This window comes from Halomonas sp. AOP7-B1-5 (assembly GCF_052353045.1).
Classification (GTDB): domain Bacteria; phylum Pseudomonadota; class Gammaproteobacteria; order Pseudomonadales; family Halomonadaceae; genus Vreelandella; species Vreelandella colorata.
In genome coordinates, this window is sequence record NZ_JBQTDC010000004.1 from 37,239 (window position 1) to 57,265 (window position 20,027).

Annotated in this window: 18 protein-coding genes; 3 read left to right on the forward strand and 15 right to left on the reverse strand. The window is 59.8% G+C overall.

The genetic code is table 11. The features are described 5' to 3' along the window. Positions 1-63: 63 nt before the first annotated feature. From cas3 to ACT3XD_RS03435, 5 genes are all read right to left on the reverse strand, one after another. Positions 64-2,742 carry a CRISPR-associated helicase Cas3' gene (cas3, locus tag ACT3XD_RS03415; RefSeq protein ID WP_192536591.1) on the reverse strand — a complete coding sequence of 893 codons (2,679 nt, stop codon included), beginning with the start codon at positions 2,740-2,742 and terminating at the stop codon, positions 64-66. Between the two features lie 240 nt (positions 2,743-2,982). Further along, positions 2,983-3,357, reverse strand: coding sequence for a type II toxin-antitoxin system HicB family antitoxin (locus ACT3XD_RS03420; RefSeq protein ID WP_225735996.1), 375 nt, complete (start codon positions 3,355-3,357; stop codon positions 2,983-2,985). A 388-nt stretch (positions 3,358-3,745) separates the two neighbouring features. Continuing rightward, positions 3,746-4,030 carry a HigA family addiction module antitoxin gene (locus ACT3XD_RS03425; RefSeq protein ID WP_225735997.1) on the reverse strand — a complete coding sequence of 95 codons (285 nt, stop codon included), beginning with the start codon at positions 4,028-4,030 and terminating at the stop codon, positions 3,746-3,748. A 147-nt stretch (positions 4,031-4,177) separates the two neighbouring features. Then, positions 4,178-4,456, reverse strand: coding sequence for a type II toxin-antitoxin system RelE/ParE family toxin (locus ACT3XD_RS03430; protein ID WP_192528222.1), 279 nt, complete (start codon positions 4,454-4,456; stop codon positions 4,178-4,180). A gap of 521 nt (positions 4,457-4,977) precedes the next feature. Continuing rightward, positions 4,978-6,411, reverse strand: coding sequence for an aminotransferase-like domain-containing protein (locus tag ACT3XD_RS03435; RefSeq protein ID WP_192536592.1), 1,434 nt, complete (start codon positions 6,409-6,411; stop codon positions 4,978-4,980). Between the two features lie 156 nt (positions 6,412-6,567). On the opposite strand from ACT3XD_RS03435, the gene ACT3XD_RS03440 reads away from it, so the two are divergent. Beyond that, positions 6,568-6,759, forward strand: a complete 192-nt coding sequence (locus ACT3XD_RS03440; protein ID WP_192536593.1) for a DUF1127 domain-containing protein — start codon at positions 6,568-6,570, stop codon at positions 6,757-6,759. Next, positions 6,756-7,613, forward strand: a complete 858-nt coding sequence (locus tag ACT3XD_RS03445) for a PhzF family phenazine biosynthesis protein (RefSeq protein ID WP_192536594.1) — start codon at positions 6,756-6,758, stop codon at positions 7,611-7,613. Before ACT3XD_RS03440 ends, ACT3XD_RS03445 begins: the two co-directional genes overlap by 4 nt. Positions 7,614-7,734: 121 nt before the next feature. Here ACT3XD_RS03445 and menE read toward each other — a convergent pair whose 3' ends face one another. The 7 genes from menE to frdA are packed head-to-tail and all read right to left on the reverse strand — an operon-like array spanning position 7,735 to position 14,376. Continuing rightward, positions 7,735-9,153 carry an o-succinylbenzoate--CoA ligase gene (gene menE / locus ACT3XD_RS03450; protein ID WP_192536595.1) on the reverse strand — a complete coding sequence of 473 codons (1,419 nt, stop codon included), beginning with the start codon at positions 9,151-9,153 and terminating at the stop codon, positions 7,735-7,737. 31 nt (positions 9,154-9,184) lie between these two features. Then, complete coding sequence (gene menC / locus ACT3XD_RS03455; RefSeq protein ID WP_192536596.1) at positions 9,185-10,126, reverse strand: o-succinylbenzoate synthase; 942 nt, start codon at positions 10,124-10,126, stop codon at positions 9,185-9,187. After that, positions 10,126-10,986, reverse strand: a complete 861-nt coding sequence (menB, locus tag ACT3XD_RS03460) for a 1,4-dihydroxy-2-naphthoyl-CoA synthase (RefSeq protein ID WP_192536597.1) — start codon at positions 10,984-10,986, stop codon at positions 10,126-10,128. The genes menC and menB overlap by 1 nt, the downstream gene beginning before the upstream one ends. 40 nt (positions 10,987-11,026) lie before the next feature. Then, on the reverse strand, positions 11,027-11,434 hold the full coding sequence (gene frdD, locus ACT3XD_RS03465; RefSeq protein WP_192536598.1) for a fumarate reductase subunit FrdD: 408 nt from the start codon (positions 11,432-11,434) through the stop codon (positions 11,027-11,029). Between the two features lie 2 nt (positions 11,435-11,436). Further along, positions 11,437-11,832, reverse strand: a complete 396-nt coding sequence (locus ACT3XD_RS03470; RefSeq protein ID WP_192536599.1) for a fumarate reductase subunit C — start codon at positions 11,830-11,832, stop codon at positions 11,437-11,439. Then, positions 11,825-12,592: a succinate dehydrogenase/fumarate reductase iron-sulfur subunit gene (locus ACT3XD_RS03475; protein WP_192536600.1), complete on the reverse strand. Its 768-nt coding sequence runs from the start codon at positions 12,590-12,592 to the stop codon at positions 11,825-11,827. Before ACT3XD_RS03475 ends, ACT3XD_RS03470 begins: the two co-directional genes overlap by 8 nt. Then, complete coding sequence (frdA, locus tag ACT3XD_RS03480; protein WP_192536601.1) at positions 12,589-14,376, reverse strand: fumarate reductase (quinol) flavoprotein subunit; 1,788 nt, start codon at positions 14,374-14,376, stop codon at positions 12,589-12,591. Before frdA ends, ACT3XD_RS03475 begins: the two co-directional genes overlap by 4 nt. A 292-nt stretch (positions 14,377-14,668) precedes the next feature. Between frdA and ACT3XD_RS03485 the strand changes: the two genes are divergently transcribed. Then, positions 14,669-16,138 carry an anion permease gene (locus ACT3XD_RS03485; RefSeq protein ID WP_192536602.1) on the forward strand — a complete coding sequence of 490 codons (1,470 nt, stop codon included), beginning with the start codon at positions 14,669-14,671 and terminating at the stop codon, positions 16,136-16,138. Positions 16,139-16,149: 11 nt separating this feature from the next. Here ACT3XD_RS03485 and menH read toward each other — a convergent pair whose 3' ends face one another. From menH to ACT3XD_RS03500, 3 genes are read right to left on the reverse strand one after another with little or no spacing between them, the layout of a single operon-like run. Further along, a complete protein-coding gene (gene menH, locus ACT3XD_RS03490) occupies positions 16,150-16,929 on the reverse strand; it encodes a 2-succinyl-6-hydroxy-2,4-cyclohexadiene-1-carboxylate synthase (protein ID WP_318782728.1) in 780 nt (259 codons plus the stop codon). Between the two features lies 1 nt (position 16,930). Next, positions 16,931-18,682 (reverse strand): 2-succinyl-5-enolpyruvyl-6-hydroxy-3-cyclohexene-1-carboxylic-acid synthase, encoded by a 1,752-nt coding sequence (menD, locus tag ACT3XD_RS03495; protein ID WP_192536603.1) that lies wholly within the window; start codon positions 18,680-18,682, stop codon positions 16,931-16,933. Between the two features lie 3 nt (positions 18,683-18,685). Then, complete coding sequence (locus tag ACT3XD_RS03500; protein WP_192536604.1) at positions 18,686-20,014, reverse strand: isochorismate synthase; 1,329 nt, start codon at positions 20,012-20,014, stop codon at positions 18,686-18,688. Positions 20,015-20,027 lie beyond the last annotated feature (13 nt).

Genomic DNA, 20,027 nt, shown 5'->3' on the forward strand with positions numbered 1-20,027 from the left:
TTTTGGCGTTAAGCGTTCTTTTGATTACCTTGTATCACTTGTCTTTCAGTGAAATGGCAACGTCTATTTTTGTTCAAAACTCACACCCCACTGTGCGTCGTAACCACAAGTATCCTCCTCCTCAGGCAGCCACGGCTGCACGAAGCGCAGCCCGCGGTGGCGCTGCTGTAGCGTTTCCCACTGCTCGGTATAGCGCTCCGGCAGTTGAGCTAGTTTCCTGGCCTGGCTTTCCGTCAGGCGACATCGGCTCAGTCGGTCGGCGTGGCGGTGATCTTCTACCCAGAGCACCAGCTCATCTTCCCGACGCTTGAGTAGCACGACCTCGACACTTTGCTCGTCGCTGAGCCGAGTGCCCATCTCGCGCTCCTCCTGCCACGGGTCAAAATCGCCATTGAGGCGGTAGCCATCTTCCAGATTCAGGGCGTTATGGGTGGCCACCGAGACCGCGTATTTATCCATACCGGTGCGCTCGAAGTGCGCCAGGTCAAACGCTTCCGGGAGGTCCTCCGTCGAGGCGGCGTAAACGCCCTCGATCAAGCTGCGCGCCTCACCCGGCATGGTGATGGCGCCCTGCTCGCGCAGCACGCGCTGGGTCAGCCAGATCAACGAGGTGTCTTTATAAACCGCCTGGGTGCCGCGGTGCGCTTGGCTCAACCAGTCCACATCGGGGGTATCGCTCCACGCGGGCGCGAGTACCTGCAGCACGGGCGCGGAACGTTCGCCGCGCTGGTGGCGCTGCAACCGACCGGCGCGCTGGATCAAGAGGTCAATGGGCGCGATGTCACTGACCATCTGGTCAGCATCACAGTCCAAGCTCTCTTGGAAAACCTGCGTTGTAACAATCACTTGCCCACGCCTCAGTGACGGCGTGGACTCCTTGCCGAAGCGACGAATCACCTCGGACTCGATCCGCTGGCGGTCTAGCATCGCAAAGCGTGCGTGGAAAAGCAGGCAGCGTTCGGGCTCGGGGTGGTGCTCACGCAGTTGCTGGAAGGCGCGGATGGCGTCGTCGACGGTGTTGCGCACCCAAACGATGCACTCGCCCGCTTCTACGGCGGCCAGTACACGCTCGATAGCCTCGTCTTCGCTTTCCAGCCAGTCGACTGCCACACGGCGTGCGACTTCCGGACGTGTCTTGACGGGCACTTCGTGGGTAGCGCTCCTTCCGCAATGGGTTAGCAGAGGGTAGTCGTGTGCTTCAAGTGGGCTGGTTTCAACCCCAAGACCGTGGCGCCACGCCGCCGTAAGCGACTCGCGCATGGCGTGTGGCAGCGTGGCCGTCAACAGGATAACGCTACCGCCCTGGCGGGCGTGGTGGGCCAGTAGCTGATGCAGCAGGGTTTGCATGTAGTGGTCGAAGGCGTGGACTTCGTCGATGATCAGCACCTTGCGCGCCAGCCCCAGCAAGCGCATCGACTGGTGGCGAAACGGTAAGCCGCCCATCAGCGCCTGGTCGATAGTGCCCACCCCCACATCGGCCAACAGCGCCTTCTTGTTGGAGTCCGCCAGCCAACGATTGCACTGGGTCGAGGCGCTTGCATCAAGAGCATCGTAATCGTCGTTTTCTGGCTGGGTGGCCGTCACCGCGCGCTCGAAATCCTCATTGAGCTCGCGCGCCCCGTGGGCAAGCACCAACGAAGGCTTTGATGCGCTGCTGTAAAAGTGATGATGAAGATTGCCCAGGCGGGCGTACATGGCGTTGGAGGTGGCCATGGTGGGCAAGGCAAAATAGAGGCCCTCGCCGTGGCCCGCGGCCAGCAGGCGCTGGGCTAGAATGCAGGCGGCTTCGGTCTTGCCTGCGCCGGTCACGTCTTCAAGGATGAACAGCTGCGGTCCGGCCTGGAGCGGCAGATCTTCTGCCTTCTTCTGCAGCGGGGTCGGTGTCACCTTGCCTGCAAACCACTGATCGAGGCCTGCGTAGGGGGTCGGCGTGGGCGGGCGACCAAACCCGGTGGCCCTCAGCACCGCCTCGGCCTGGAAAAGCGCTTTAGGCCAGTAATCGCCCAGCGCCATCGCCTTTTGGCAGTAGGGAAAGTAGTCGCGGTGCGAGCCCAGCCAGTCGCTAAGCGTCGCCCAGCCGGCTATTGTCCAGCTCAAAGTCTTGAAACGCGCCAGCCACTCTTCATCCAGCAGTTTTTCAACCGGCCAGTCGGGCTCGACCAATGCGGCCCAGTCGGCGACGAAACTGCCTGCAGCCACAGCATCGTCAAGCTCGCCGTCGTTGACGAAAAAGTCCGCAAACGCCAGTTGACCGGTGGCTACAGGGCGACCATGGTGGCCGAAAAACGGTGCCATCAAACTATCTATTGGTTCCAACAACTTTCTGGCAGGCGCCTCCCTTTCTGGCCAGTGCAATACACCCTCCTTGCGCCACGCTTTCCAGCAAGCATCCCAGAGCAACACACCCAAACGGTCGTGACGCTGCTGATAGGGCTTGCCTTGCGGCGGCGCCATACCGTCGAGCGAGAGTTTCAGCACCTCCTGAAAGGCGCGGGAGAACTTGCCCAGGTCGTGAAGCCCCAATAAAAAAACCATCAGCTGCCGTAATGGCTCGGGCTCGATGCCCAGCTGCGCGGCCAGCTGCTTCGTCAAGGGGCGCTCAGGCGCAAGTAGCTGCCAACCAACGGCCGCTACATCCAGGCTATGCCAGGCCAGCAGATGGCAAGCATCTCCCGCCTGCCCCGGCAGGGCCTTGCCGGCATAGCGGTGATAGACCGGCAAACGTGAAGATCGAGTCGGCATGGCCAGAACATTCTCCCTTGATCAGGATGACAGCCACGCTCGCTCAGTAAAATTAGCGAACTGACCAAAACCGACGATAGCGTGTCTACAAGTTGAAGGGAAGGTCCAAAACGACCGTTGGGTGAACGCGTTGCGTCATCATGAAAAAACCCGCTCTCGGTCGAGAGCGGGTTTTCCATTTGGCCTGCGGCTTCAGCGTCGCCACATCAATACGCCTGCCTCATTGAGTCAGGCTATTCGTTACGCGTGGGTCAGCTTTTCCAATGCCGCCGAGGCAATGAACGCAGAGCGGCTTTTAATACCGTGCGTAGTAACGTATTTGTCGATCTGGCGGATGACATGACCTGGCAGCGTCACATTCACCTTTTTGGTTTTACCCAGGTAGGGAGAGATATCAATATCGATAATCCCCCAGCCATACCCCTCAAACTCTGGATTCTTACGATGCTCCGCAATGCTGCGGGGCATGGGGATATCTTTATTTTCGTTGGCTAATTCTTCCAGCTGGATATGGGCCACTTCCACCGCCATTTCATAGGCGTGTTCGGTCGTGTCAACCGCGGTCACGGCCCCGGGAATATCCGGATATGACGATACCGGTGGCGGTGTGCTCATCACCCCATTCGATAGCAATCGGATATTGCATGGTTTACTTCCTGAACGACCGGGCTACCTGAGTCGCCATCCATGCCGGAGGGCGACCCATGAAGAGCGGTTCATCCCCACGTCTGTGAGGAACGGATTATCTATAACCCTCTTCTTCCAGTCGTTCTCTTTCTTCTGCCATGACTTTGGCTAGTGAATAGGCATCATACGCTATCTGCCCATGGTCGAAATCGATTGCAAGTTCATTGTCGGTATCAGGAATTGCTGCATTGCCAAACCTGCAAAATAGTCGAGCCTATCAACGTTCATATAGCCTCCATTATCTAGTTCCCAAGCAAAAAAAGCCCAACGGCACGATCCGTTGAGCTTTAAACTGGTGAATTAGTAACTTACTAATTCAAACAGCAGCGATTCTTTCAATATGATTTTGCTCTTTATGCTCGGCTTGCCATAGGTCGTAGTTGGTCTGCATGGTCATCCAGTGCTTAGCGTTACCAATACCGCCATGCTCAAGCCTAACCGCAAAATCAGGGGAAATGCTGGCATGCTCATGCAAAACGCGGGATACCGCTGTGCGGGACATACCTAGTTTCTTGGAAAAATCAGTGACATTCAGCCCCAGCGCGGGCACGATCCGGCGGCGTAACAAGCTGCCTGGGTGCGGCGGATTCATCATTGTCATCACGTTATCCTCATCATCATCATGCACAATATTTTTAATCTGTATATTTAGAGGCTGTGCAATCGTGGCTACCGCTCAAGTGGCGAAACCATCCCATTCGGTGGACCTTGATAACCGTATCGTATCGGTTATCAAGGAGCGCCGCCGTCAGTGGTAGTCTAAATAGTCAACAAGGTGTGCATCTTCCCCATCAAACGTAAATATCACTACCCAATTACCGTTTACATGCACTGAAAAAAAGCCCTTCTTATCACCTTTCAAGCCATGGAAATCAAAACCTGGTAAATCCATATCGTTTGGCTTGGTTGCGGCATCCAGTGCTGCCAGTATGTCTCTTAAATCGTCTACATGGTTAGGCTGTACTCCTTGGGGCTCCCCCCGCTCATAAAGCCGTTTCAGGCCTTTGTGCTTGATTTTCTTTATCATCGCATCGCTTTGCCTCCCTTGCCGCCGAGCCTGCATAAATTGTAGCGCGTAACGCCACACGCATCAATAATGAATAGGCATTATGTGTACACCCTTATACCCCTTCTTTTTATATATACGGTTCATCCCCACGCCTGTGGGGAACGGGGTCATGCGAAGCCGCTCCAGCTATATCCTTGCGGTTCATCCCCACGCCTGTGGGGAACGGACTCGGGGTGAGCTGTGAAATTATCATTCCTGCGGTTCATCCCCACGCCTGTGGGGAACGGTCTAATTGTAGATAACTGTTCTGCAAGATAAAAATAGACAGCAGAAAATCTACCAGCGATTCAGGTCAATTTTTGACCAAAAGAATATTATTAAAGAACAGTAAAATCAGAACGTTGCAGGAAGCTATAAAAATCGCACCAAGCAGCGTTTTTTAAGAAGCGTGGCCTCTCTTATAGCATACGCATTCGTCAACGGCGGATTACTCGCGAAGGGCGCTCATCTGGTGTGCTTGCTGGCTGATTCCGTCGCTTTCAGACAAGCGACGCCCGCGACTCTTCCACCATCTTGCCGGCTAATTCCCCTACCGTGCGTACCGCGGTTTCAATTGCAGGCGTCAGGGTAAAGGCATAGTTAAGGCGCAGACACTGGCGAAACTTGCCGGAAGCGGAAAACAGCGAGCCGGGGGCGACGTGCACGTCATGCTGCGCCAGGAGCTCGTTGAGGCGCACGCAGTCCACCGCAGCGGGCAGCTCCACCCACAGCAGAAAGCTGCCTTGCGGGTAGCTGATGCCCGAGCCTTCCGGAAAGTAGCGTTGCACCCAGTCGATCATCACATCGCGCTGGCGCTGATACTGGCGAATGGCCACGCGCAGATGGCGCTCGTAGTGCCCTTTGGTAACGAACTCGGCCACTGCCAGTTGGGGCAGCGTGGCCGACGCTCCGGTGGAGACGTACTTCATGTGCAGCGCCTGATCCCGGTAGCGCCCCGGCGCCATCCACCCGACCCGCAGCCCCGGCCCCAACGTTTTGGAAAAGCCGCTGCACAGCAGTACGCGCCCGTCGTCATCGAACGATTTAATGGTGGGCGGCCGGGGCTGAGTAAACGACAGGTCGCCATAGATATCGTCTTCGATAATCGCTACGTCAAAACGCTGGGCAAGCTGGAACAGCGCGCGTTTGCGCGCCGGCGGCATGGTGTAGCCCAGCGGATTGTTGAAAGTCGGCGTTACCTGAATGGCGCGGATCGGCCACTGCTCCAGCGCAAGCTCGAGCGCTTCCAGGCTGATGCCGGTTTGCGGGTCGGTGGGAATCTCCAGCGCCTTCAGGCCGCTGGCTTTCAATATCTGCATGGTGCCGTAGAAACTCGGCGAATCAACCGCAACCACATCGCCCGGCTGGGTCAGGGTGCGCAGCGCAATGGAAAGTGCTTCCTGACAGCCCGTGGTGATCAAAATATCATCCGGGTGAAGCAAGCAGCCTGATGCCACGGCAAGCTTGGCCACCTGCTGGCGAAGCTCGGGGCTGCCGCTTAGTTTGTCGTAGTTGAAGCCATGCAGATCGACACTTCTGTGCAACCCACCCAGAATTTTGGACAGTGGCCTGAGCGACGCATACTCAAGATTGGGCACACCGCGCCCGAGCAAAAGCCGGTTGTCGTCACGCTGGGTGGCGACGAGTTCCAGCACCTGGTCCCACTGCGACACATCCAGCGGCCGCTGAGCCGGGCGGGATATCGAAGGCAGTACCGACGGCGCCCGGCCAGGTAGCACGAAGTAGCCCGACTTGGGCCGCGACTCGATCAGCGTTGCATCCATTAGCTGACGATACGCCTCTTGCGCGGTCGAGATGCTCACCTCCATTTCAAGGCAGACGGCGCGAATGGAGGGCAGGCGGTCCCCCGGGCGGTAGATGCCGTGCTCGATACGCTCGCGCAATACAGCGCCGACCTCTTCATAGCGCGTCATGGCTTTTCCTCTCTTGACGCCATACAGTTGATGGCTAAAACAAGCATACAGCGGCACAACATAGGCTATCTGTATCCCTGAAATACATAATCCTATATCTGTATCATGAATCACTTACTGAGTAACCTGAAATGGCCAACCATCGGAGAGATCACCATGCCCCGTTTCAGTCTCGCTCAGCTTCGCTACCGGCTGCGCTGTTACCGTGAATGTCGCCGCAGCCGCCGCCAGTTACTGACACTCGATGACCGCTTGCTCAAGGATATCGGCATCAGCCGCGCCCAGGCCCATCAAGAGGGCCGGAGAACCTTCTGGCAACACACAACGTTCAACAAGGAGCGTTCATGAACCGCGCCGAGTACTACCTTCTGGATGTGTTTACCGATACACCGTTTGCAGGCAATCAGCTAGCGGTCTTTCTGGAAGCCGACAGCCTTGAAACCGCGACCATGCAGGCCGTGGCCCGTGAGCTTAATCTGGCGGAAACGGTATTTCTTGGCGCGGCAAGCGCGGCCAACCACTACCCGATGCGCATCTTCACGCCAACGCAGGAGCTCGATTTTGCCGGCCACCCCACCGTAGGCACCGCGCAACTGCTGGCCGAGCTTGGCCTGGTAAACCGCGAGCAGACGCTGATTCTACAACCGCCGGTCGGCGAGCTGCTCGTCAGCTTTTCGGACCGTAAAGCCACTTTCACCACTGCCCGGCCCGCCAGTATCAGCTCAAGTCCACTGGACCAATCCAGCGCCGCGGCCCTACTCGGCCTGCAACGCCATCAGGTCGTCGGCACACCCGTCATTTCTTCCTGTGGGTTGGCTTTTCACTTGGTTGAGCTTGGCGATCTCACGGCTCTGCAAAACATACACATATCTGGGGCCGAGTGGGCCAACACGGTGACGCCCAGCGGTGCCGAGCAGGTATACCTGTATGTGGCCGAGTCATCGGGCGGTGCAGAAACCGTGCTTCGCAGCCGCATGTTCTCAAGAGAGCATGGCCTTTGCGAAGACCCGGCGACCGGGAGCGCGGCGGCGGCGCTGAGCGGTTACCTGGCAACCACAGGTGAAGCCAAGCGCTGGATGATTCATCAGGGAGTGGAAATGGGTCGGCCCAGCGTGATTGAAACCGCCATGGATGGCGAGCGGGTTCAGGTGGGCGGCAACGCCGTGCTGGTGGGTAAGGGGGAGATTTACCTAAGGGATTGATACTCGTTTGCCCACCCGCCAAGCCGCTTTCAGCGGTCGACGAGGCTAAGCTATCTACTTTCAATCCAACCCCGCATGTTCGCGACCTCGGCCATGAAGCACTACCTACCTACCTACCTACCTACCTACCGCGGAGGACACCACTCAATAGAGGATTGATCTGCCCTCGCGCCAGCTCAGCAAACTGCTTGCGCGAGGGTTTGAACCCCACGCCCTCAGGCCAGGCAAGCCAAGCATCCGGCACCATGAAGCCGGGTAGCGCTTCGCGTACCCAGGCACCTAGCGTGCGTTCCGACACGGGTTCATGGTGCCAATCGATAAACGCCACCGGTCGCTCGCCCCACTCACTATGGGGCACCGGCACCACTAATGCCTGAGCGATACCAGGGTGATCGACCAGACGCTGTTCAATAGCTTCCGGCTGGATATTTTCACCACCGGAAATAAAGGCGTTATCGAGCCGCCCTTCCACTACCAGCGCGCCTTGCGGAGTAAAATGACCCTTGTCGCGGGTGGCAAACCAGCCTTCATCGTTGAGGGCCGAATCAACCACGCCGTTATTCAGATAGCCGCTGAACAGGGTGTCACCCCGCACCTGTATCTCTCCTTCATCCACTCTCACCTCGCGACCCGGTAGCGGCGCGCCCACAACGCCAGGTGCTGCCGGGATACCGGTGCAGACCTGGCTGGCCATCTCGGACAGCCCATAGCTGACCTTCGGTGTCAGCCCCAGCGCGGTCATTTTGGCCACCAGCGGCGCAGGAATCGCCGCGCCGCCCAGCAGCAATTCGCGCAGCTGTGTGCGCTGGGGTGTAAAACCCGCTTGCAGCAACCGCCAAAGCTGGGTGGGCACCAGTGACAGATGGGTGATCGACTGCTGCTCAAGACGCGCAGACAACGTATGCGGCGCATCATCGAGAATCACCCGCCCGCCGGCGAGAAAGACGCGAAACGCGATAGCGTAGCCACCGATATGAAATAACGGCAGCGAGAGCAGCCAGCCACTGTCCTGATCGACGGGGATAAACGACGCCGAGCCACGCGCCGACGCCAGGTGATTGCCCACACGATGGAGCACCGCCTTGGGCGTACCGCTGGAGCCGGAGGTAAAGATCGTGTTGCACAGCTGATTGCCATCAAGCACCGGCGACGAGCTCACCTCGGTTTCTGAGAGAAAATCGAGAATGACCGGCACAAGCTCCGAGGGATAAGCATGGTCACTCTCCGGTTGGCAGACGCGATCAGCCTGAAGTCGCTTGGCCAGACCCAACTGCTGGGTTACGGGAAACGCGGGATTGAGCGGACAGAAAATCAGCCCGGCGCGTAGGCAAGCCCAGGCGAGCAGCAAGGAATCAAGCGAGCCTTTGGCGGGAACCACTAGTCGATCCCCGGCCACGAACCCTTGCCGCGCCAGCTGCTGTGCTAACGACGCTACGCGGCGATCGAGCGTGCGATAATCAAGGCATACAGAGCCAGCCTCTATGGCGATTTTCTCAGGGGTCTCTTTAGCCCAAAAGTGTATGGGGCAGGTATCGATCACGCTGAGTGCTCCTGTTGATGGCTATGAGGGTTTATATCGACGAGGCCCGATAGAGGCAGCGCAGTGAGTGTGTCATTACTTCTCCCGAGACATGGGTAACCCGCGCCGTCAGCCAGTGGCCTGTGTCCAGCCCCGGCGGTTCATTGGGCGCCCACTGGCTGGCTAACCGGCCCAGCAGTCCAAGGCCCAGATCGGATTCAAAGCTCGAGGAAATCACCACACGCAGGTTGCCTTCGCTTGCTCGCTGAACGAGTGCTTCGCAGGCATTTAGCGAGCCGATTAACGTAGGCTTGATGACCAGCGCTTTTAGCTGCGGGTGGCAGTGCCACGCGGCTCCGCGGGAAAGCGTTTCATCCAGCGCCACGCCCACCCCCGTGGCTTCCGCGACCGCGATCGTGTCAGCAAAGCTAGCACAAGGCTCTTCCAGGTAGTCAATCTGTTCCAGCGTCAGGCGCTCGCAGAAGCGCTGGGCGTCTGCCCGTGTCCAGCCTCCGTTGGCATCCAGAATCAGTTGGGTGGTGGGGAAGTGCTTGCCAAGCTGTTCGATCAGCGCCAGTTCCTCTGCCATGGCGTAGCGTGCCACCTTGAGCTTGAGTCTTTTCGGCGGCGACGCCTGCCAATGGGAGGCTGAAAGCGACGGCATCAGAGACGCGGGCGTGCCCTGAAGCAGCGGATAGGCTGGCAAAGGGTCAGGAAGATCAGCGGGCCACGCGCGCTGGGCGCAGTCGAACCCGAACTGCACCGACGGTAGCGCCGGGCAGGTGGTGTCGCCGCGCTTTAATGCAGCCAGGCAGGCAAGGCTTTCCGCTTCTGCTTCCGCCAGGGTTTCCATCGAGAAGCCAGGCAGCGGCGCGACCTCGCCCCATTGCCCATTGATGGAAACCAGCAGCCCTTCCCGGTTCTTGAGCCTATGCCCTTTAAACATCAGCGGCTGGCGCAACGGGAGGGAGTAGCGGTAAAGCGACAGCTGCATCAGGGGTTACGCGGATAGCGAGAGAAATCCGGGCGGCGTTTTTCGTTGAACGCGTTACGCCCCTCCTGGCCCTCTTCGGTCATGTAGTAGAGCATGGTGGCGTTACCGGCCAGCTCCTGAAGCCCGGCCTGGCCGTCGCAGTCGGCATTGAGCGAGGCTTTCAGGCAGCGCAGCGCCATAGGGCTGTGCTGGAGCATCTCGCGGCACCAGCGAACACTCTCTTTTTCGAGCTCGGCAAGCGGTACGACGTGGTTGACCAACCCCATGTCGAGGGCCTGGGCGGCGCTATACTGACGGCACAGAAACCAGATTTCCCGGGCCTTTTTCTGACCGACAATACGGGCCAGGTACGAGGCGCCGTAGCCACCATCAAACGAGCCAACCTTGGGGCCGGTCTGGCCAAATACCGCGTTATCGGCGGCAATGGTCAAGTCACACATCAGGTGCAGCACGTGGCCACCGCCGATGGCGTAGCCCGCCACCATGGCGACGACTGGCTTGGGGCAGGTACGAATATCACGCTGGAAATCCAGCACGTTGAGGTGATGGGTACCCTCTTCGTCCTGGTAGCCGCCATAGTCACCGCGAATGCGCTGGTCGCCGCCGGAGCAGAACGCTTTATCACCGGCGCCGGTGAGTAGAATGGCGCCGATAGCGCTGTCGTGGCGGGCGCGGTTGAGTGCCTGGGCCATTTCATTGACCGTTTGCGGGCGAAAGGCGTTGCGCACCTCGGGGCGGTTGATGGTGATACGAGCCACGCCCTCGCTCGAGGTGTGATACAGAATATCCTGGTAGTCTGCGGAGTCGTCCTGCCACGCGATGGGGGCATAGAGTTCTGATTCAGTCAGTCCGTCAATCATGTCAGTCTCTTTTAATCGGTTAAGGCGTTCTGCGTCCCGGTCAGCTCAGCATACCGGCCACCACCAGGCCTAATGCCAGCATACTCAGCAGCGCAGCCGCGCCGTACATCAGTTTCTTGTTGAAGCCGTCGCGGCCCACGCTTATATCGAACAGGCCATGGCGCAGCCGGTGAGCGGCATGAAAGAGCGGCAGGCACACCACTGCGCCGACAAACAAAAAGCCCGGTACGCTGAACAGTAGCGCCGTGGCCCGCTCGTAGCTTAGCGCGTCGGCGGGCAGCAGCCCAAGCGGCAACAAAACGCCAATAAACAGGATGACGGCGGGCAAAAGGACCGCAAAACAGACGCCGCCCGCGCTGAAAAGCCCCCACCAAAGCGGCTCATCGAAGGCTTGTTGGTGGGATGCCGCCTGTGGGCTGCCGGGTTTACTCATGGCTTGCTTGCTCATATTCAGGCCCTCCCCAATAACCAGAAGAACAGCAGCGCGACGACCACCACGCCTGCCCACTGCCCCGCCACGATCATGTTGTCAGGCAGGCTGCGGCCAGCGATGCGCAGCGGCATGACCCGTGGAAACAGCACAAAGAACGTGGCGGCGTGATAAAGGCTGGCGGCAAGCGCCAGAAGGTTCAGCGCCAGCACCACCGGCGAGCCCATGAAGCCCACCCAGCCCTGCCAGCTATCCGCCCCCTGAACGAGCGCCACCATTCCCGCCATCAAACAAAGCAGAAAAAACACCAGCGGCAAAACCGTGGCTTCGCGCAGCATATAAAGTTTGAAAAACCGATGCTTTAGCCACCAGTTGCGTTTCAGTGGCGGCAAGCGTTGCGATGATGTTTTATTCATGCGCCTTCCCCTCGCCGTTCATCTCATCGCCTTTGAACAAGGCGATCAAGGTATGCTTGGCCGCTTCGACCTTGCCCTGGTTCACCGCCGCAGCGGGGTCGACGTGCTTCGGGCACACCTTCGAGCAAAAGCCGACAAAGGTGCAGCTCCACACGCCCTCGTGGCGGTTAAGCTCCGCCATACGCTGCTTTTTGCCGTGGTCGCGGCTGTCCTGGTTGTAACGGTGGGCCAGCGCGATCGCCGCCGGGCCCCGAAACTCCGGGTTGAGCCCGAACTGCGGGCACGCCGAGTAGCAGAGCCCGCAGTTGATGCAGTTGGCGAACTGCTTGTAGCGGGCCAACTGCGCCGGCGACTGGCGATAGGTTTCCGGCGCTTGGGGGTCGAAGGGTTTGACCGGGTCGTCATCGATTAGATAGGGCTTCACCGCCGCCAGGTGCTCGAGAAAGATCTCCATGTCCACGACCAGGTCGCGCTGTACCGGAAAGTGGGCGAGCGGCTCGATACGGATCTCGCCGTCATAATCGCGCAAAAAGGTTTTGCAGCCGAGCTTGGGAATGCCGTTCACCATCACCCCACAGGAGCCGCAGATCGCCATGCGACACGACCAGCGGTAGCTCAGCGTGCTATCCAACTGCTCTTTTATATGGTTGAGGGCGTCCAGTAGCGACGTGCTGTCATCAACCGGCAGCTCAAAGGCCTGCCAGTAGGACTCCGCCGCGTTATCGGGTACGTAGCGCTTAACGCTGATGGTCTTGTTCATACCTTGTCCCCTTTACCGGCGTCCCCATAGGCCCGTTCTGCCGGGGCGGAAAAGCGTACATCGACCTCCTGCCAGTGCAGCCTGGCAGGCGCCTCGCCTTGATAAAATACCTGGCTGTGCTTGAGGTAGTTAACGTCGTCCCGCGTTTGCATCCCTTCGTCCAGACGCTGGTGGGCACCGCGGGATTCACGCCGCTCCAGGGCACCAAGGCACGAGGCTTCGGCGATATCCAGTCCACACCCAAGCTCGAGGCACTCCAAAAGCTCGGTATTGAATATCTTGCTGGCATCGTTGACGCGAATCTCGCGGTAGCGCGCGCGCAGCTTTCGAATTTGTGCCAACGCCTGGGCCATGCTTTCCTCGGTGCGGTAGATACCACAGCCGCTTTCCATGGCCTGCACCATGGCGTGCTTGAGATCCACCCAGTTCTCGCCGCTGCGGTTGCCATCGCAAAGGCGCGCAAGCGTGGCCTGTTGGCGCTCGGCCTGGGCGTGTAGAAGAGCGCTATCGGCCCACTCGGTGTGTGCCGCACGCCGGCTTGCCTGTTCACCGGCCAGGCGGCCAAACACCAGCAGTTCGGTGAGCGAGTTGGAGCCCAGCCGATTGGCGCCATGCAAGCCGACCGAGGCACACTCCCCTGCGGCATAGAGCCCAGTGATCGAGGTTTCGCACTGCGGGTTGGTTTCGATCCCGCCCATGGTGTAGTGAACGGCGGGGCGAATGGGGATGGGTTCCTTCACCGGGTCGACGTTGATATAGGATTTGGCCAGCTCGCAGATGAACGGCAGGCGCTCGAGGATGGTTTTCTCACCCAGGTGGCGAAGGTCGAGATACACCACGTCGCTGTCGCCGAACTTGCCGGTGCGCCCGGCCTGCTGCTCCTGCCAAAACGCCTGGGAAAGCTTGTCCCGCGGGCCCAGCTCCATGTACTTGTTTTCCGGTTGGCCCAGCGGTGTTTCCGGGCCCAGGCCGTAATCCTGCAAGTAACGGTAGCCGTCCTTATTAAGAAGAATCCCGCCTTCGCCGCGGCACGCTTCGGTAATCAGAATGCCGGAACCGGGCAACCCGGTAGGGTGGTACTGCACGAACTCCATATCGCGCAGCGCCACGCCGTGGCGGTAGGCCATCGCCATGCCGTCGCCGGTGACGATGCCCGCATTGGTATTGAAGCGAAACAGGCGCCCGGCGCCGCCGGTGGCCAGAATCACTGCCTTGGCGCGCAGCAGGGTCAGCTCGCCGGTCGCGATTTGCAGCGCAATGACGCCGATGACCGCGCCTTCGTGAACGGCCAGGTCGAGCACGAAATACTCATCAAAGCGCTCGATCTCCGGGTATTTGAGCGAGGTCTGAAAGAGCGTATGCAGCATGTGAAAGCCGGTTTTATCCGCGGCAAACCAGGTGCGGGCGGTTTTCATGCCACCAAAACGGCGCACCTGCACTTGGCCGTCGTCCTTACGACTCCAGGGGCAGCCCCAGCGCTCCATCTGCACCAGCTCCTGGTAGGCATGATGAACGAAATAGTCCACCACGCCCTGCTCGACCAGCCAGTCGCCGCCGGAGACGGTGTCATCGAAGTGTGCCTGGTGAGTGTCGTCGCTGCTGGTAACCGCCGCCGCGCCACCTTCGGCGGCTACGGTATGCGAGCGCATGGGATAGACCTTGGAAAGCATTGCGATGCGCTGCGAGGCGCCCTGCTCTTTGGCAGCCTCGGCCGCGCCTATCGCAGCGCGCAACCCCGCACCGCCGCCCCCTACGATGACAATATCGAAATCCTGCTGGCGCATGGCACCCTCCCGCTGGTCAGGTTAAAAGACTACCGATACAACGCCCTCTTCTGGTTTGAAATTACCATACCCCTGAAAGGCAAAGTATTGATCTCGCACCAATCTAAAGAACTATTGACACACATCAAACAACGGGCAGCGACACACGTATTACAGTCATATCTCCACCCATCGAGACGTTGCGCCGGCGTCTTTCAGGCAGCGCACAAGGAGGCCACTCACCCCCACTTTTTCCTCCCGTGAATGATTTACGGGTAATTTTCTGACCTGACCCGCTATAAGAGAGGGCAACATGACCAGCCGTGCTCAACCCGTGCCGTTATGGAAGTTGTTAGCACCCGTTTTCGTCGCCATCGTCGTTGCCTTGATACCCGCGCCATCGGGACTGGCACCGCATGCGTGGTACTTTTTTGCCATTTTTCTGGGCTGTGTGGTCGGGCTGATACTCGAGCCCCTGCCCGGTGCAGTCATTGGCCTACTCGGGGTGACGCTGGCCGCGCTACTTTCGCAATGGGTACTGTTTTCGCCGGAGCAGATGGCAGTGGAAGGCTTCAATGCGGCCAATCAGGCCTTCGCCTGGGCGGTCTCGGGCTTCACCAACTCGACCGTTTGGCTGATTTTTGGCGCCTTCATGTTTGCCCTTGGCTATGAGAAAACCGGCCTGGGGCGGCGCATCTCGCTTTGGCTGGTGAAATCCATGGGCAAACGCACCCTAACGCTGGGTTACGCGGTCATGATCGCGGATGCGATTCTGGCGCCGTTTACCCCTTCCAACACCGCGCGCAGCGGCGGCACCATCTACCCGGTGATTCGTAACCTGCCGCCGCTTTATGATTCCCACCCCAACGACCCCAGCATGAAGCGCATGGGCAGCTTTTTGATGTGGACGGCCATCGTGTCCACCTGTGTCACAAGCTCCCTGTTTCTGACCGCACTGGCCCCCAACCTGCTGGCCATCGCGCTGACCGAAAGCGCCACCGGCCTGCATATCCACTGGGGGCAGTGGTTCATGGCGGTCGCGCCGGTGGGTATTTTCCTGCTACTCCTGGTGCCCTTGCTGTGCTACTGGCTGTGCGCCCCAGAGGTAAAAGCGGGTAATGAAATTTCCGACTGGGCCGGCCAGGAACTGGCCAAGCTGGGACGCTTGACCCGCCATGAAATCCTTTTGGTCGTCATGGTGGCCACGGCCTTGCTGCTGTGGATCTTCGGCGGCGATATCATTTCGGCGTCCCTGGTGGGCCTGGTGGTCATTTGTGCCATGCTGCTGACCGGCATCATCGACTGGAACGATATTCTCGATAACCGCGCGGCCTGGAATACCTTTGTCTGGTTTGCCACCCTGGTGGCCCTGGCCGGCGGGCTTAGCCAGGTCGGGTTCGTCAACTGGTTCGGTGGCGTGGTCGGCGGGCAGATCAGCGGCTTCAACCCCGTGATGGCCATGGTCGCGCTCACCGTGATTTTCTATCTGCTCCACTACCTGTTTGCCAGCGTCACCGCCCACGTGACGGCTTTACTGCCGGTCATGCTGGCGGCGGCTTCGGGCATCGCGGGGCTGGATATGGAGCTGTTCGTTTTGCTGCTGCTCCCCACGCTCGGTTTCATGGGCATTCTGACTCCTTACGGCACCGGCCCAAGCCCGGTCTACTACGGCAGCGGCTACCTGCCGAGCGGCCTTTGGTGGCGGCTGGGGGCGGTCTTTGGTCTGCTGTTTCTGGTGGTCTGGCTGGCGGTCGGGCTTCCGTGGCTGCTGCTGATCCACTGAGCAAGGGGCCCTTAAAGGAGCGCGCGATACCAGCTTTCCAGCTGCCGCGCGACCTGGCCGGGCTGCTCGGAATGCAGATTGTGCCCCCCTTCGAGGGGGGCATGCGCTATATGGGGCGCCGCCGCTGCCAGGCGTGTCGCCAGGCCGCTGAATTTGGCGTCGTGAAGGCCGGACAGATAGCCGACCGGCAACGAGGTATTCGCCAGCCACGGCCACTGAGAGGGCTGATGCCCCAGCGACGTGGCCCGCAACATGCAAGCTACGGACTTACCAATATTGTGCCCCCGGCGCTTGCACTGCTGGCTGCGCGCCGCGGTGGAGAGATCGGCAAATACGGGCTGCTGGTACCAGTTGGCGAGCACGTTTTGAAGCGGTTCCTGCTCGAAGCGTATTGCCCAGCGTTCATCATGCGCAAGACGCCCCGGCCGCTCGCTTTCGGGTAGCCCGGGGTGGGCACTCTCCAGCCATAGCGCCTGAAGCCCCGGCGGTTGGCGGCTGGCGTGATAAAGCGCCAGCCGCCCGCCCAGAGAATACCCTAGCAAGCAGTAGCGGTCGATGCCCCGGGCGTTCAAGGTATCGCCCAACCAGTGATGAAACGCGTCGAAAGAGCTTACCTGCACGCCGTGGTTCTCGCCGTGGCCGGGCAGGTCCAGTGCCAGCGTCGGGATACCCTTCCCCTCCAACTGGTCACGGACCTTTATCCAGTCGTGCCGGTCGCCTAACAGGCCATGCAGCATTATCAGGATCGGGTTGGAAAAATGGCTGGAAGGATGGTTGGAAGAGTCGCTCACGTCAGGCCTCTCGAATCGCTACGCCCAGGGCCGCCAGCTCATCCGCTACCTGCTGATGAGGCAAGCTGATTTCGATCAGCGTAACGCCGACCTCGAGGGCCTGCTGGTAGGCTGCGGTAAAGGCATCGAGCGAATCCGGCGCGGCGTACGCAAGCCCGAACATCAACGCCGCATGTTCAAAGTTCAGCCCGTGGGGCTGGCGAAAATAGCGCTCCAGCTGCTCGCCTTCTTTGGGCACCGGCAGCATATGAAAAATGCTGCCGCCATCGTTATTGAGAATGACCACCACCAAGGGGTGCGCCGCCTGTTTCAGCAGCGCCAGGCTGTTGAGGTCGTGCAGGGCGCTGGTGTCCCCCAGCACGAGGGTGGTGGGCCCTGGATGGGTACAACTGAGGCCGTAGGCCGTGGCCGTCAGACCATCGATGCCGGAAGCGCCGCGATTGGTGAATACCCGCAGGGGCATTTCGCGGTAGGTGCCCAGCATATTCATCAGCCGCGCCACCAGGCTATTGCCGACCACCAGCTGCCCTTTCGCCTGTTGCGCTAATTGGTGGCACACCCCCAGTTCGGAAAACGCAGCACATCGCGCCTCGACACACTGGCGGGTGCGCCGCTGAAGGCGATCCAGCCGGTGCCAGGGCGGCCGCTCGGCGGGCGTGGGCAACGCTTCAATGAACGCGTCGGGCGGGCTGACCCAGCGGCGCTTGATAACGTAATCGGGGTCGAGCCGGTGCGGCAGCGGATCGACCAGCCAGGTGTCCTGCCAGGGCTTTTGCGCGATAAAGCCGGTCAACCGCTTGGAAATCAGCCGCCCGCCGAACTGCAGCAGCACCTCGGCCTGGGCAAGCTCTTCGTAAAACTGCGGGTCATGAAGGGCCAGGTCGAAATACACCAGGTTCTGCGGATCGAAGCGAATCTGGCTTTGCAGGTCCGCCAATAAAGGCCAGCCCAACTGTTTGGAGAGCTCGACGATTTTCGCTACCTGATGGGGGGCATGCGCGCTTCCCTCGATATTGCCCACGACAATCACGCCCTGCTTTCGAGAAAATACCTCCCACTCGCTATCGCACGCGCTCGTGTGTGAAGGGGTTTCCACCGGCGCCTGCCAATCACTCCAGGGGGCGGGGCCTGCCTGCCAGCGGCCTAGCGGGGCAAGGTAGTGGGTGGCATCGAGTAAGTCGCGGCCTGGGTAGAGCGGTTCGCGATACCGGCAGTTAATGTGGATAGGCCCAGGCGTGCGGCGCTGTCGATCGACACAGTGGTCAATGGTACTCAGCAAAAAAGCCGCTTGCATCTCTGCGGCTGGCGGCGGCAAATCCCGGTGCTCGACCGTGTGGCGGGCGAAAATATCCCGCTGATCGATCGCCTGGTTGCTGCCGTTATCCAATAGCTCGATCGGCCGGTCGGCGGAGAGCACCACCAGCGGCACGCCGGTCAATTTGGCTTCCACGATCGCCGGATAGAGATTGGCGACCGCCGTCCCCGAGGTCGTGATGATCACGACCGGCCGATGGCTGCCTCGGGCCATGCCGAGTGCGAGAAAGCCAAGCCCGCGTTCGTCGAAATGGCAGTGGCAGTTTAACCCCGCATGTTCGCTGGCCGCCGCCGTCAACGGGGCCGAGCGCGAACCCGGCGCCAGCACGACATCGCGCACTCCCAGGCGATAAAGCTCCTCCAGCATCAGAGCGGCCCAGAGGTGATTGAAGGTAGCGTGATGCGTTGCAAAGCCAGGCATTGAAGCAGGCGCGGTCATGTCTTACCCCATTCCCAAAAGCGTCATGATATCGGCAATTTTACTATCCAGCTCGCGCCACTCCGCGTCTGGTTCAGAACCTTTCACGATCCCCGCACCGGCGTAGAGCCGAATCGAGTCTTTACCGACATGGGCACAGCGAATGGCCACTGCCAGGTCACTGCTGGCGTGGCTGATTCGACCAAAGACACCCGCGTACCAGCCGCGCCGGTGGTGCTCATGCTGGCGGATGAAGGCCAACGCCGCCTGGCGGGGTACGCCTCCGACGGCTGGCGTTGGAGGCAAGGTTTCGAGCAGTTGCCGGTCGCTCACTTCAGGGTGTAGCTTGGCGTGAATCAGGCGGCGAATGTGCAGCACCGAGCGCAGCGTGACAATATGTGCCTCGCCCATGTCGATCCGATGCGAAAGCGGTTCAAGCTGGCTCAGCAGCTGTTGATACACGCACCGATTTTCCAGGCCGTTCTTGGTATCTGAAAGCAGCCTGATGGCAAGTTCACCATCTTGCTGGGCTGTGCGCCCGCGAGGCGTCGTCCCAGCCAGTGCCTCGCTAGCCAAGTGAGAACCTTTGCGCCTGTAAAGCCGCTCCGGAGGGCAGCCAATAAACGCTTCATGGGGTGTGAATTGGATACCCAACTGGAAACAGTCAGCAGCCCCTGCCTGCCAGTGTGACAGTAGCGCCCAAGGGCTGGGTATTTCAGCACTGCGTAGGCATGTTTCCCGCGAAAGAACCACCTTGGGGGTTCTACACAATTGATCTGGCTGGGTCACCCGGCTTACCTGTGCTGCCCACTCTTCCCGAGAAGGACAGTCGTTACGTTCCAGGGAAAGCGGCAAAAGTGGTGAAAGTGGCCTGGGCGGATTTAGCGCATCAAGCGCCGCATGGGCATCAGCCAACTCTTGTTCACGATCGCGGTCATCGAAGCGCAGGTTGAGTGACAGCATTGTCCCTTGCTCACAGCGCTTGAGTTCTATGCGCGGCAGCAAAAAGTAGCAGTGGTTGAAGTTCGCCCACCCCGGCGTAGTAGGGTCAAAGGCCATACCACCGAAATAGTCGGGCTGCTCTCCCGGGTGGGCCGCCAGCGCGTATTGGTCGCTGTGCAACGCCGCTAGCGAGTCCAGCGCTTTGACCACGCCGACCATTGCGTACTCGGGCGCATCAAGCTCGCGAGCTTTCCAGTAAAGGCGCGGGAACACGCTCTGCACATTCAGCCAGCCTATTAAATGCTCTATCTGGCAGGGCGTGCTCAGCCGTATAAATCCCTGCGGCTGCTCAATACAAAGCTCATCCAGCCGTTGCTTGAGTATTGCCACGGGGGTTGCCAATTCCGTCATGTCACGCTTACTT